Source organism: Morganella sp. TYF_1 (assembly GCF_043105645.1).
GTDB lineage: Bacteria > Pseudomonadota > Gammaproteobacteria > Enterobacterales > Enterobacteriaceae > Morganella > Morganella morganii_B.
On sequence record NZ_JBICLU010000026.1, the window covers coordinates 256,914 to 269,594 of the forward strand.

Below are 12,681 nucleotides of genomic sequence, written 5' to 3' on the forward strand. Positions count from 1 at the left end.
GTTAAACTGACTTAAATCACAAATATAGCAGCATTACAGATGGCTTTCTGATACATTTTCCGATGGAGTATCAATCAGATCCTGTGCCTGTTTTGTCTGCAAACCTTATTCTTAGGGAAAGATAATACCTATGTCGACATTTTATACGCTGTTATATTGGCTGAGTATTCTTTTCTACTGGCTGCTGGTGGCCGGTATCTCTGTCCGCGTGATGTACAAACGCCGCCCGGTGACATCTACCATGACCTGGTTACTGATCATCTATATTCTGCCTTTTATCGGGATAATCGCTTATCTCGCTTTCGGTGAACTTCACCTCGGCCGCCGCCGGGTTGAACAGGCAAAAGGAATGTGGCCGTCCGTTTCCGGCTGGGTCGAAAATCTGCGTCAGTCAAAACACATTTTCGCCACTAAAAACAGCACCCAGGCGACCCCGCTGTTTCAGCTGATCGAACACCGCCAGGGTATTCCCGGGGTAAAAGGTAACCAGATTCAGCTGTTTACTACCTGTGAAGACTCATTGCGCCAGATTGTCAAAGATATCGATAATGCAAAACACAGCATTGATATGGTGTTTTACATCTGGAAACCGGGTGGTGATGTGGACAATGTCACCAATGCCCTGCTCGCTGCCGCAAAACGGGGGGTAAAATGCCGGATAATGGTTGACTCCGCCGGCAGCTGGCACTTTTTCCGGCATGATTATCCGAAGATGATGCGGGATGCAGGGATCGAATTTGTCGAAGCGCTGCCGGTGAATATTCTGCGTTTCGCCCTGCGCCGGATGGATTTACGCCAGCACCGGAAAATCGTCACTATCGATAACTATATTTCCTACACCGGCAGTATGAACATGGTGGATCCGCGCTATTTTAAACAGGATGCCGGTGTCGGTGAATGGGTCGATATTCTTGTCCGGATGGAAGGCCCTGTCACTACTCTGTTCGGTATTATCTACGCACTGGACTGGGAAATGGAACGCGGCGAACGCCGGTTACCGCCGCCGCCGGACGATATTGAAATGCCGTTTGAAAAAGACAGCGGTCATACCGTCAATATTGTGGCTTCGGGGCCGGGTTTCCCTGAAGAGCTGATCCAGCAATCCCTGATGACGGCTATTTTTGCCGCGCAGGAGCGTCTGACCTTCACCACGCCGTATTTTGTCCCGAGTGATGACCTGATGCATGCCATCTGTACCGCCGCCATGCGCGGTGTGCGTGTTGCGATTGTGATGCCGCGCCTCAATGACTCATTCCTCGTCCGCTGGGCAAGCCGCGCGTTTTATACCGAACTGCTGGAAGCCGGTGTGGAAATTTATCTGTTTGAGGATGGTCTGCTGCATACGAAAAGTGTCCTCGTGGATGACCAGCTCAGTATGGTCGGCTCTGTAAACCTGGATATGCGCAGCCTGTGGCTCAACTTTGAAATCACCGCCGTTATTGATGATGAAAGTTTTGCCGGTGATCTGAATATTGTCCAGAATGACTATATTTCACGCGCAACCCGCCTCGATTACACCGAATGGGAGAAACGTCCGCTGACCAACCGGGTTCTGGAGCGGTTATGTTATTTCTTCAGTCCTCTGCTGTGATAAACTGACCCTCTTTATTATCCCCGCCGGTATAACACGGCGGGGGATCACCGGAATGTAACCTGACCCATGAGTACTTCTCTGCCCCGCCGCCTCAGCGAGCAAGAAACAATTGAAATGGCCTACGACCTGTTTCTGGAACAGGCAATGGATAACCTTGACCCCGCAGACGTCCTGCTGTTTAACCTTCAGTTTGAAGAGATCGGTGGTGCTGAAATTGTACCAGCCGGTAATGACTGGTCAGCGTTTGCACCTTTTCTGGCACAAAACCCGGCATGTGCCGAAGTGGTTATCGGCCTGGCTCCGGATGAAAATGCGGATATCGACCAGATTTTTGCCCGGGTACTGATTTCCCGGAATTTTACCGGTACACCGGAATATGCCGTCCGCTGGCGGGAATAATTTACCCGCCGGTCACACTGTCAGCAGCGGCACTTTTCCCGCCGGGCAATCAATGACCTTGTGATAATGTCAATTTCAGCGGGATCCTCTGCGGCACCAGCCCGTAATGCCACATTCCAGTTGCTGATAATTCTGGCGTTTTCCGCCAGACCGGAATGGGTAGTCAGCCGCCCCTGCGCCGTCAGCCAGGCCGCAACCGCAGCCCAGTCCCACAACGGAGATTGTCCGCGCAACCGCTGTACCGGCCCCGGAAAGGTTCCCGGGCCGCGCGCGCCATCTTTGAGTAACGCGATTGCCTGGCGTGACATCCCCGTCAGTTCCGCAATATCACTCAGCCCGACAAGCGCGGAATCCACCGATTCCACCCGGGCATTCACACCGGCTGATTCAACGTCCTCCACCGCCGTGCGGATTGCACAATCCAGAGACGGCGCTTCCCGATCAAATTCCAGATAGACCGATTTGCCGTAAAAACAGAGTAATGCATCATCACAACCGCCGGCAAATAAGGCATCCTCCAGGTTCTCTGTATCCGCCGTCACACCGGACAGCGTCAGCGTAAAATTATACAGTGCCATTATTTTCCCCTTTCCTGCTGCCCGTTTTCACTGACAGGTATCCACTTTTCGTCTGATCTGTTTTGCATGGTTTTCCGGATTCCGCGGTGTTGACCAGACACTCATCTGATGCTGCCGGTGCTCATCATACGGTGACCCGCACCGTAACCGGCAGAATGCATGTGAGGAATTCCCCGGCGCAATCCATGTCCATCCCTGCAACAGTGCATATTCAATCGCAGACTGAATATGTTTATCCGGATGTTTCTTCATTACCTGTACCTACTGTAGTTTATATGTTGACAAGCGTCAACAATCGTTATTGACATACCTGAAAACCGGCTGTGCTTTTTAATAACGGAATCAGTAAGCTGCCTGCAAGGCCGCGAAGTACGCTCTGTCAGATTTTGCGGTTGATGCGGAAAAGCAGGATACGCAGATGAAAAAAAAAGCGCCCGCAACGGGCGCTCTGTCTCAAAAAATAAGATTAACGGCTTTACCGTATTTACAGCGGATCAACCTTCAGACAGGAAACCGCATGGCGGAAACTGCCTTCCAGCAACGGACGGGTTCTTGCACATTCGCTGTCCGCCAGCGGGCAGCGGGTGCGGAATACACAGCCGGACGGCGGATTAATCGGTGACGGCAGTTCCCCTTCCAGCAGCTGAATTGTTTTATTCTGCTCTTTGTCCGGATCAGGCACCGGCACCGCAGACATCAGCGCCCTGGTGTACGGATGCAGAGGATTGTGATACACCTCGTCATAGGTGCCGAGTTCCACCGCATGGCCGAGATACATCACCAACACACGGTCAGAAATATGTTTTACCACCGCCAGGTCGTGAGCGATAAAAATAAGGGACAATCCCATCTCCCGCTGTAATTCTTTCAGCAGGTTCACCACCTGAGCCTGGATAGACACATCCAGCGCTGAAACCGGCTCATCACAGATAACCAGTTTCGGCTCGAGGATCAGCGCACGGGCGATACCGATACGCTGACACTGCCCGCCGGAAAACTCATGCGGATAGCGGTTCACCAGGTTCGGCAGCAGCCCGACTTTCATCATCATGGCTTTGACTTTGTCTGTCACTTCCGTCTTACTCATTGACGGATAATAGGTGCGCAGCGGCTCTGCAATAATATCGCCGATAGTCATACGTGGGTTGAGTGACGCCAGCGGATCCTGGAAAATCATCTGGATGTCATTGCGGACATTATGCCAGTCTTTTTCGCTCATTCCACACAGGTCTTTGCCCAGCCAGGTTACCCGCCCGGCAGTGGATTTTACCAGGCCGATAATCGCACGGGCAAACGTGGATTTTCCGCAGCCGGATTCCCCGACCACCCCGAGTGTTTCCCCTTCATACAGACGGACTGTTACGCCATCCACCGCTTTCAGGCTTTTGGCCGGCTGCCAGAACCATTGCTTATTGTCTCTGATGGAAAAATGGACTTTTAAATCTTCAATTTCCAGCAGAACCGGACGTTCTGAATGTGTCATTATGCCAACTCCTCTGCAGTTCTGAAGCAGGCACGCAAACGGCCCTGAGAAAATGCCTGTAACGGCGGCTCATGCCGTGCGCACTCGTCTGTCGCATACTGACAGCGCGGGCGGAACGGACAACCCGCAGGGAGACGCAGCAGGTTCGGCGGGTTGCCCGGAATCGTCGCAAGCTCACTGTCTTCCTGCCCGTCAAGGCGCGGAACCGCCTTAAGCAACCCGATAGAGTACGGATGCGACGGATGATAAAACACATCGCGGGCTGTGCCGTATTCCATGGTGCGTCCGGCATACATCACCAGCACCTTATCGCAGATACCGGCAACGACACCCAGGTCATGGGTGATCATAATAATCGCGGTGTTGAATTCATTCTTCAGCTCATTGAGCAGCGTCATGATTTGCGCCTGTACCGTCACATCCAGCGCCGTGGTTGGTTCATCCGCAATCAGCAGCTTCGGCTTACACAACAGCGCCATCGCAATCATAACGCGCTGACGCATACCGCCGGAGAACTCGTGAGGATACATATTCATCCGCTTGCGGGCTTCCGGCATTTTCACCGCATCCAGCATCCGGACAGATTCCTCAAAAGCATCGTGAGAACTCAGACCTTTGTGCAGCATCAGTACTTCTGTCAGCTGCTTACTGACTTTCATGTACGGGTTGAGTGAGGTCATCGGGTCCTGAAAGATCATAGAAATTTCTTCCGCCCGCATTTTGTTCAGCGCTTTCTCTTTCAGATTGAGAATTTCACGCCCGTTGAATACCGCAGAGCCGCTGACCACACCATTGCGGGCCAGCAGTCCCATCAGCGCAAACGCCGTCTGTGATTTTCCGGAGCCGGATTCACCGACAATCCCGAGTGTCTCACCCGCCGCCAGCGAAAAATTAAGTTTGTTCACGGCTGTGACATCACCGTCCGGCGTTTTGAATGTCACGTTCAGGTCGTTAACCTGTAACAACTGAGTCATTGGCGGCCTCCTCAGCGATCTTTCGGGTCAAGGGCATCACGCAGCCCGTCACCGATAAAGTTGAAACAAAACAGAGTCACCACCAGGAATGCTGCCGGGAACATCAGTAACCAGGGCGAAACTTCCATTGAGTTAGCACCGTCATTGAGCAGCGCACCCCAGCTGCTTAACGGCTCCTGTGTACCCAGCCCGAGGAAGCTGAGGAAGGATTCAAACAGGATCATACTCGGCACCAGCAGTGAGGCATAAACCACCACCACACCCAGCACGTTCGGGACAATATGACGCAGAATGATATTGCGGGTCGGCACACCACATACTTTCGCCGCTTCGATAAATTCTTTGCTTTTCAGGCTCAGGGTCTGACCGCGCACAATACGCGCCATATCCAGCCAGGAAACCATACCGATAGCCACAAAGATCAGAAAAATATTCTGACCAAAGAAGGTCACCAGCAGGATGACAAAGAACATAAACGGGAAGGAATTAAGGATTTCCAGCACGCGCATCATGAAAGAGTCAGTTTTGCCGCCGACATAGCCGGACATCGCGCCGTACAGTGTTCCCACCAGCACTGCGACCAGCGCTGCCGCCAGTCCCACCATCAGCGAGATACGCCCGCCGATAGCCACACGCACCAGCAGATCACGGCCGGAGGAATCGGTACCAAAATAGTGGCCGCTCTCCGTATCCGGTGCTGCGGACATCATGCCCCAGTCGGTATCGTCATACGCGAACTCCGACAGCATCGGCATAAAAATCACAAACAGGGTAATTAAAAACAACAGACACAGACTGGTGATCGCGGCTTTGTTATGCATAAAGCGGCGGCGGGCATCCGCCCACAGGCTGCGTCCTTCGACATCAAGCTGCTCCGTGAAATTTTCCAGAGCTTCGCGGTTTTTTTCATTCGGTAACATAGCGTGCTCCGGGACTAATAACGGATTTTCGGATCGATAACGGCATACAGCACGTCAACGATACAGTTAAAGGCGATGGTCAGTGTACCGACCAGGATGGTCAGACTCAGTACCAGTGAGTAATCGCGGTTCAGCGCGCCGTTGACAAATAACTGCCCTACGCCCGGCAAACCGAAAATTGTCTCAATCACCATTGAACCCGTGATAATCCCCACAAATGCCGGACCCATATAGGAAACCACCGGTAACAGTGCCGGGCGCAGCGCATGCCGCCAGACAATCTTACGCATCGGCAGACCTTTCGCCCGTGCGGTACGGATAAAGTTGGAGTGCATCACCTCAATCATAGAGCTGCGCATAATACGGGAGATACTGGCGATATAGGCCAGTGACAGTGCAATCATCGGCAGAATGATATTACTGAGCTGCCCGCCGTTCCAGCCGCCGCCCGGCAGCCAGTGCAGATGAATGGCAAAGATAAGCACCAGCAGCGGCGCCACCACAAAGCTGGGGATAACCACCCCGGTCATGGCAAAGCCCATGACGGTATAGTCCCATTTGGTGTTCTGGTTCAGTGCGGCTATCACACCGGCACTCACCCCGACAATCAGCGCCAGCACAAACGCCGCCAGCCCGAGTTTGGCGGAGACCGGAAACGCGGAGGCGACCAAGTCATTCACCGAGTAATCTTTATATTTAAAGGAAGGCCCGAAGTCCCCCTTTGATAACTGAACTAAATAATCAAAATACTGAACGTGAATCGGATCATTAAGATGGTATTTGGCTTCAATATTCGCCATCACTTCCGGCGGCAATTTACGCTCACCGGTAAATGGGCTGCCCGGAGCCAAACGCATCATAAAGAAAGAGATAGTGATTAACACAAAAAGCGTCGGGATCGCCTCGAGTATACGGCGAAGAATAAACTTAAACATTGCCCGTTCCTATACAGTACCCGCTTCCCGGGGTACACACTACACAGGCCGCCCGTCGCAGGGCGGCCAACCGTCGGTATTATTTTTTAATCATATATAAGTTTTTGGTGTGGAAGTGATCCAGCGGATCTTTTCCGGTATAGCCACCCACATACGGTTTCACTAAACGGGTACTGACATAGTAATAGACCGGCACAATGGCAGAGTCTTTATCCAGCTGAGCTTCCGCCTGCTGATAGATCTGCGCACGTTCCGCATCGGTTTTCACCTGAAGGGATTGTTTCATCAGCTTGTCAAACTCCGCACTCTTATAATGCGGGGTGTTGGTGCTGCTGTAAGAGAGAACCATATTCAGGAATGAAGACGGTTCGTTATAATCCGCACACCATGCGGCACGGGCAACATCATAGGTTCCCTGATGGCGGGTATCGAGGAAGGTCTTCCATTCCTGGTTAACCAGCTGAACTTCCGCACCGAGGTTTTTCTTCCAGATAGACGATGCCGCGATCGCCATTTTTTTATGCAGATCAGATGTGTTATACAGCAGGTTAAATTTCAGCGGATTATCTTTATTAAACCCGGCTTCTTCCAGCAGTTTGCGTGCTTTTTCGTTACGCTGATCCTGCGTCATATTCGCGAACCACTCAGGCTCTTTGGCTGACATACCATCCGCAAACGGCGGAGTGAAACCAAATGCCGGGGTATCCCCCTGTGCTTTGACTTTGTTGACCATAATGTCACGGTCAAGGCTCAGTTTCAGGGCTTCACGAACTTTCGGGTTATCAAACGGCGCTTTTTCGTTATTGATTTCGTAGTAATAGGTACACATATATGGCGAAATGCGCAGTTCGTCCGGAATTTCTTTTTTCAGCTTCTGGAACAGTTCAATCGGCAGGTTGTTATAGGTCATGTCGATTTCACCGCTGCGGTAGCGGTTAACATCGGTAACTTCGGAAGAAATCGGCAGGAAACGGACATTATTGATAACGGTTTTTTCGTTATCCCAGTATTTCGGGTTGCGGGTCAGTTCGATTTTTTCGTTAACCACCCAGTCTTTCAGGGTGTATGCGCCGTTACTGACATAATTGCCCGGCTGCGTCCACTTATCACCGAACTTCTCAACAGTGGCCGGATGTACCGGAGACATGGAGTTATGCGCCAGCAGTTTCGGAATGTACGGCACTTCTTCGGAGAGGGTCAGTTCAAGGGTTTTATCATCCAGCGCTTTGATGCCCAGCTCTTCCGGTTTTTTCTTCCCGGCGATAACATCATCAATATTTACCACGTGAGCATACTGGAGATAGCTGGCATACGGTGATGCGGTATTCGGATCAGCCAGGCGGCGCCAGCTGTAAACGAAGTCCTGTGCGGTGACCGGATCACCGTTGGACCATTTTGCATCTTCGCGGATTTTAAACGTCCAGACTTTAAAATCTTTATTTTCCCAGGAGATGGCCGAACCCGGCAGAATTTCACCACTTGGCCCTTCCAGGGTAATACCTTCCATCAGGTCACGGATAATATTCGCTTCCGGCACCCCTTCCACTTTATGCGGATCCAGTGACTGCGGCTCAGAGCCGTTATTGCGGATTAAATCCTGCTTATCCGCCAGCTGGACACCGGCCGGTACATCCGCAGCAAACGCCTGTGTACCAATACCCATCCCCATTGCTGCTACCACACTGAGTGCCAGCAGTGTTTTTTTCGTTGAATTAACCATCTTACATAAACTCCCCATTGACGAATGTGTTTTGCGTTTGTTGCGTTTTTATCAGGTGCTTTTCGTTTTAACTGCCGCACCTTCATTTTTTTCGCACTCTGTGAGTGCAAATTTTTTATTATTAATGTGTTTCTACCATATATAAGCGCTTAATATCCATATAATCAAGCGGGTCATTGCCGCTGATACCGCCGACTGATGGTTTTATCAGCCGGACACTCACGCGGTAATAAACAGGAATTAATGCAGAGTCCTGATCTAACTGCGTTTCTGCCTCCTGATAAGCGGATTGACGTGTTTTTTCATCCGTTGCCAGTAAAGCGCGCTGCATTGCACTGTCAAACGCGGTATTTCGGTAGAAACTGGTGTTATTGCTGCTGTCTGACAGAAAAATGTTCAGAAACGAGGACGGCTCATTATAATCCGCGCACCAGGTCGCCCGGGCGACCTGATAATTCCCTTCATGACGGTTCTGATTGGATGTTTTCCATTCCTGGTTTTTCAGCACCACTTTCGCACCGATATTTTTCTGCCACATGGATGCGGCGGCAATCGCCTGCTGTTTATTCTGATCGGACGTGTTATAGAGCAATTCAAAAGTCAGCGGATTTTTTTCGCTGTAACCGGCGTCTTCCAGCAGTTTGCGCCCTTTCTCATTGCGCTGTTCCTGTGTCAGGGATGCCCAGTCCGGCGTGGTGAAATGCCCGCCGTTAATATAATGAGGGATAAAACCGTAAGCGGGAATTTGTCCCTGCCCCATGATTTTGTGAGTGATAATATCGCGATCCAACCCCAGTTTAACGGCTTCGCGCACTTTCGGGTCAGTAAACGGTGCCGCGGTATTATTTATTTCATAATAGAACGTGCATAAATACGGGGAAATCTGAACCTGTGCCGGAATATCTTTTTTCATTTTGGCAAATAAAACCGGCGGAACCGAACTGTTGGTGACATCAATTTCACCGGCGCGATAGCGGTTAATATCACTGGTTTCTGACTGGATCGGCAGGAATGTTGCCTGTTCAATCACAGTTTCTTTATCGTTCCAGTATTTCGGATTGCGTTTAAGCACCAGCCGTTCATTCACATTCCAGGCGGAAAGTGTATATGCACCGTTACCGGTAAATTTGCCGGCGGATGTCCATTTATCACCAAACTGCTCAATTGCCCCTTTCGGTACCGGCTTCAGTGCGGTATGGCTCAGCATATCCGGGAAATACGGTACCGGCTGAGTCAGCTGAATCTGAAAGGTTCTGTCATCAATCGCGTTGACACCGAGGCTTTCCGGTGGTTTTTTACCACTGATAATGTCATCGATATTTTCGACATAGGCATAATGCAGATAGCTGCCGTAAGGTGATGCGGTTTTCGGATCAGCCAGCCGCCGCCAGCTGTAGACAAAATCCTGTGCGGTCACCGGTGAACCGTCACTCCACTTCGCATCCGGCCGCAGTGTGAATGTCCAGATGCGGTTATCCGGGGACGACCAGCTTTCCGCCACCCCGGGCACGATATGACCATCACCGTCCGTGGAGACCAGCCCTTCCAGCAGATTAAGAATAATATTGGATTCCGGCACCCCTTCCACTTTATGCGGATCAAGTGATACCGGTTCAGTACCGTTATTGATAACAATAACCTGTTTTTCCGCCAGTTTGGTTCCCTGCGGAACCCGGGCCGCCCATGCGGAATAAGAGAGTGCGCTCAGCAGCAGCGCCTGCGTGAGGGAAACAGCAATAGTGTGTTTTTTCATCTTCCGTCCCTTCTGAATAACACCTGTTAAATGAACAACGTGATTAAAAAATCGCAAATGCTTTATTTATAAGTGCCGTCAGCGACGGGTTTCGTCTGTTTACCGGTGCTGTTTTCCGGTCTGATGTGCATTTTCCGGGGCAGTGATTGTTTTTATCTGCAAACAGTGCCGTTCTGCCGCTGAAATAAAACATTAACCCAAGGCTGCTTATGATCCGGCTGTTTTTGTTCAGTCCGGATAAAAAAGTAAACATTTAATTAACAAAAAGCAATTTTTCCAGATAAAAACCCTGCCTCTATCACAGTTTTAACTGATTAAATATTAATAACCACTTAAAAAACAACTGTAAATAAAAAGAGTAAAGCAAAAAATTTCACTGAAATATCAATCTGGTGAGCACTGAAAATAATGGATTGATGGCCAATATAGTTTCTGTTGTTTATTTAACCACCTTTATCTGTTATACCCGTTTATTACTGAACGACACAGGTTAGCGTATCCGCCCAAACAGCGCCATTTTTAGTATAATTTTTTTATGAGCTGATAACCCGTTGTTATATTACTGCTGTTTTTCCGCTTTTTTTGCCGGTGAAATCTCCCGGTCAGCAATTTCAGACTATGATTAATTTTAGCTATAACGAAAAGTTATAAACAAGCACGTAACAGACTTTGCAAAACAGCGCTGTTTTTTTTAACGTGTCAGTATTACAAAAAATCAATAACACCGCGTTTCAGGGGAATATATGAAAAAAACATATCCGGCAGCGTCATTGGCTCTGCTCTTTTCCGTCTCCGCATTTGCCGCCACACCACCGAATACCCTCATTGTTGTCCAGAGCCTGGATGACATTGTCAGCCTTGACCCGGCAGAGAGTAATGAACTGTCCAGTATCCAGACCGTTCCCAGCTTATATCAGCGTCTGGTGCAGCCGAACCGTGATAATCCGGAACAGCTTGACGCGATTTTGCTGGAAGACTGGCAGGCCGATGCCGCCAATAAAACCCTGACCGTCCGGATTAAAGAGAATGCAAAATTTGCCTCCGGCAACCCGGTGCGCCCGGAAGATATTATTTTCTCTTACCAGCGTGCTGTGGTCATGAATAAATCGCCTGCGTTTATTCTCAATATTCTCGGCTGGAATAAAGAGAATATCGCGCAGCAGTTTGAAAAAACCGGCGACCGCACCCTGAAAATAAAATGGAGCGCAGATATCAGCCCGGACGTGGCACTGAATCTCTTATCTACCCCGATAGCCTCGGTGGTGGATGAAAAATTGGTGACACCGAATATTAAAAATAATGACTTCGGTAATGCCTGGCTGAAAATGCACTCTGCCGGGAGCGGTGCTTATTCTCTGAAAGTCTATCAGCCGAACCAGGCCATTGTGATGGCGGCCAACCCGCATGTCTCCACCGGCGAGGCCAAAATTCCGTCAATTATTATTAAAAACGTGCCGGACCCGGCTTCCCGCCGTCTGCTGATTCAGCAGGGCGATGCGGATATTGCCCGTGAACTGGGTGCTGACCAGACTGCGGCACTGAAAAACAGCGCCGGGGTGCGAGTGGAAAATATTCCGTCCGCTGAGCAGGATTATATGGCATTCAACACCGGCAACAGTGCCAATCCGTTGCTGAAAAACCCGGCATTGTGGGAAGCGGCCCGTTATCTGGTCGATTATGAAGGCATTACCCGCGATTTACTGAAAGGCCAGTATTTTATTCATCAAAGCTTCCTGCCGGTCGGTTTACCGGGCGCGCTGGAAAATAACCCGTATAAATTTGATCCGGCCAAAGCCAAAGAGATTCTGGCAAACGCCGGGATTAAAGATGCCCATTTCACCCTCGATGTGGAAAACAAACCGCCATATATCACTATTGCCCAGTCGCTTCAGGCCAGTTTTGCTCAGGGCGGCATAAAAGTGGAATTATTACCGGCGGCAGGCAGTCAGGTCTATTCCCGCGTACGGGCACGCCAGCATCAGGCAGCCATCCGTTTCTGGATCCCTGACTATTTTGATGCTCATTCCAATGCCAGTGCCTTCGCCTTTAATGATGGCAAGAGCAGCACCGTTGCGTGGCTGAACGGCTGGGATATTCCTCAGTTATCACAAACCACACTAAAAGCCGTCGCGGAGCCGGATAAAGCCAAACGTGCGCAGATGTATACCGCCATGCAGGAAGAGTTACAGCGCAGTTCTCCGTATGTCTTTATGGCACAGGGACAAAACCAGGTGGTACTGCGTGATAACGTGAAAGGCTATCAGCAGGGACTGAACGCAGACATGGTGTATTACGACAGAGTCACCAAATAATCTGCTGATTTTC

11 protein-coding genes are annotated in these 12,681 nt (G+C 50.4%); 3 read left to right on the forward strand and 8 right to left on the reverse strand.

Translation table 11 applies throughout. The annotated features are described in order from the left end of the window. Positions 1–130: 130 nt before the first annotated feature. Both cls and ACF8OF_RS14495 read left to right on the forward strand, forming a co-directional pair. On the forward strand, positions 131–1,591 hold the full coding sequence (cls, locus tag ACF8OF_RS14490) for a cardiolipin synthase (protein ID WP_392497032.1): 1,461 nt from the start codon (positions 131–133) through the stop codon (positions 1,589–1,591). 69 nt (positions 1,592–1,660) lie between these two features. Continuing rightward, the gene (locus ACF8OF_RS14495) at positions 1,661–1,993 is read left to right on the forward strand and encodes an HI1450 family dsDNA-mimic protein (RefSeq protein ID WP_279798073.1); all 333 of its coding nucleotides are present in this window, start codon (positions 1,661–1,663) and stop codon (positions 1,991–1,993) included. 20 nt (positions 1,994–2,013) lie between these two features. Here ACF8OF_RS14495 and ACF8OF_RS14500 read toward each other — a convergent pair whose 3' ends face one another. From ACF8OF_RS14500 to ACF8OF_RS14535, 8 genes are all read right to left on the reverse strand, one after another. Further along, a complete protein-coding gene (locus ACF8OF_RS14500) occupies positions 2,014–2,571 on the reverse strand; it encodes an AlpA family transcriptional regulator (RefSeq protein WP_262882520.1) in 558 nt (185 codons plus the stop codon). A 27-nt stretch (positions 2,572–2,598) separates the two neighbouring features. Continuing rightward, the gene (locus ACF8OF_RS14505; RefSeq protein ID WP_262859419.1) at positions 2,599–2,823 is read right to left on the reverse strand and encodes a hypothetical protein; all 225 of its coding nucleotides are present in this window, start codon (positions 2,821–2,823) and stop codon (positions 2,599–2,601) included. Positions 2,824–3,055: 232 nt separating this feature from the next. After that, entirely contained in the window at positions 3,056–4,054 is a 999-nt protein-coding gene (gene oppF, locus ACF8OF_RS14510) for a murein tripeptide/oligopeptide ABC transporter ATP binding protein OppF (RefSeq protein ID WP_029990959.1), read from the reverse strand. Then, positions 4,054–5,028, reverse strand: a complete 975-nt coding sequence (locus tag ACF8OF_RS14515) for an ABC transporter ATP-binding protein (protein ID WP_004239183.1) — start codon at positions 5,026–5,028, stop codon at positions 4,054–4,056. Before ACF8OF_RS14515 ends, oppF begins: the two co-directional genes overlap by 1 nt. An 11-nt stretch (positions 5,029–5,039) precedes the next feature. Then, the gene (gene oppC, locus ACF8OF_RS14520; RefSeq protein ID WP_262859420.1) at positions 5,040–5,948 is read right to left on the reverse strand and encodes an oligopeptide ABC transporter permease OppC; all 909 of its coding nucleotides are present in this window, start codon (positions 5,946–5,948) and stop codon (positions 5,040–5,042) included. A gap of 14 nt (positions 5,949–5,962) precedes the next feature. Beyond that, positions 5,963–6,883, reverse strand: coding sequence for an oligopeptide ABC transporter permease OppB (oppB, locus tag ACF8OF_RS14525; RefSeq protein WP_004238180.1), 921 nt, complete (start codon positions 6,881–6,883; stop codon positions 5,963–5,965). A gap of 79 nt (positions 6,884–6,962) precedes the next feature. Then, complete coding sequence (gene oppA, locus ACF8OF_RS14530; RefSeq protein ID WP_072868234.1) at positions 6,963–8,603, reverse strand: oligopeptide ABC transporter substrate-binding protein OppA; 1,641 nt, start codon at positions 8,601–8,603, stop codon at positions 6,963–6,965. Positions 8,604–8,724: 121 nt separating this feature from the next. Beyond that, positions 8,725–10,356 (reverse strand): ABC transporter substrate-binding protein, encoded by a 1,632-nt coding sequence (locus tag ACF8OF_RS14535; RefSeq protein WP_392497033.1) that lies wholly within the window; start codon positions 10,354–10,356, stop codon positions 8,725–8,727. Between the two features lie 743 nt (positions 10,357–11,099). Here ACF8OF_RS14535 and ACF8OF_RS14540 point away from each other — a divergent pair. Beyond that, positions 11,100–12,668 (forward strand): ABC transporter substrate-binding protein, encoded by a 1,569-nt coding sequence (locus ACF8OF_RS14540; protein ID WP_024473178.1) that lies wholly within the window; start codon positions 11,100–11,102, stop codon positions 12,666–12,668. The last annotated feature ends 13 nt before the right edge of the window (positions 12,669–12,681 follow it).

Excerpts from the sequence above, each read along its gene's own strand:
- cls (WP_392497032.1), top strand. The coding sequence starts at position 131 with ATGTCGACATTTTATACGCTGTTATATTGGCTGAGTATTCTTTTCTAC.
- ACF8OF_RS14495 (WP_279798073.1), top strand. The coding sequence starts at position 1,661 with ATGAGTACTTCTCTGCCCCGCCGCCTCAGCGAGCAAGAAACAATTGAA.
- ACF8OF_RS14500 (WP_262882520.1), bottom strand. The coding sequence starts at position 2,571 with ATGGCACTGTATAATTTTACGCTGACGCTGTCCGGTGTGACGGCGGAT.
- ACF8OF_RS14505 (WP_262859419.1), bottom strand. The coding sequence starts at position 2,823 with ATGAAGAAACATCCGGATAAACATATTCAGTCTGCGATTGAATATGCA.
- oppF (WP_029990959.1), bottom strand. The coding sequence starts at position 4,054 with ATGACACATTCAGAACGTCCGGTTCTGCTGGAAATTGAAGATTTAAAA.
- ACF8OF_RS14515 (WP_004239183.1), bottom strand. The coding sequence starts at position 5,028 with ATGACTCAGTTGTTACAGGTTAACGACCTGAACGTGACATTCAAAACG.
- oppC (WP_262859420.1), bottom strand. The coding sequence starts at position 5,948 with ATGTTACCGAATGAAAAAAACCGCGAAGCTCTGGAAAATTTCACGGAG.
- oppB (WP_004238180.1), bottom strand. The coding sequence starts at position 6,883 with ATGTTTAAGTTTATTCTTCGCCGTATACTCGAGGCGATCCCGACGCTT.
- oppA (WP_072868234.1), bottom strand. The coding sequence starts at position 8,603 with ATGGTTAATTCAACGAAAAAAACACTGCTGGCACTCAGTGTGGTAGCA.
- ACF8OF_RS14535 (WP_392497033.1), bottom strand. The coding sequence starts at position 10,356 with ATGAAAAAACACACTATTGCTGTTTCCCTCACGCAGGCGCTGCTGCTG.
- ACF8OF_RS14540 (WP_024473178.1), top strand. The coding sequence starts at position 11,100 with ATGAAAAAAACATATCCGGCAGCGTCATTGGCTCTGCTCTTTTCCGTC.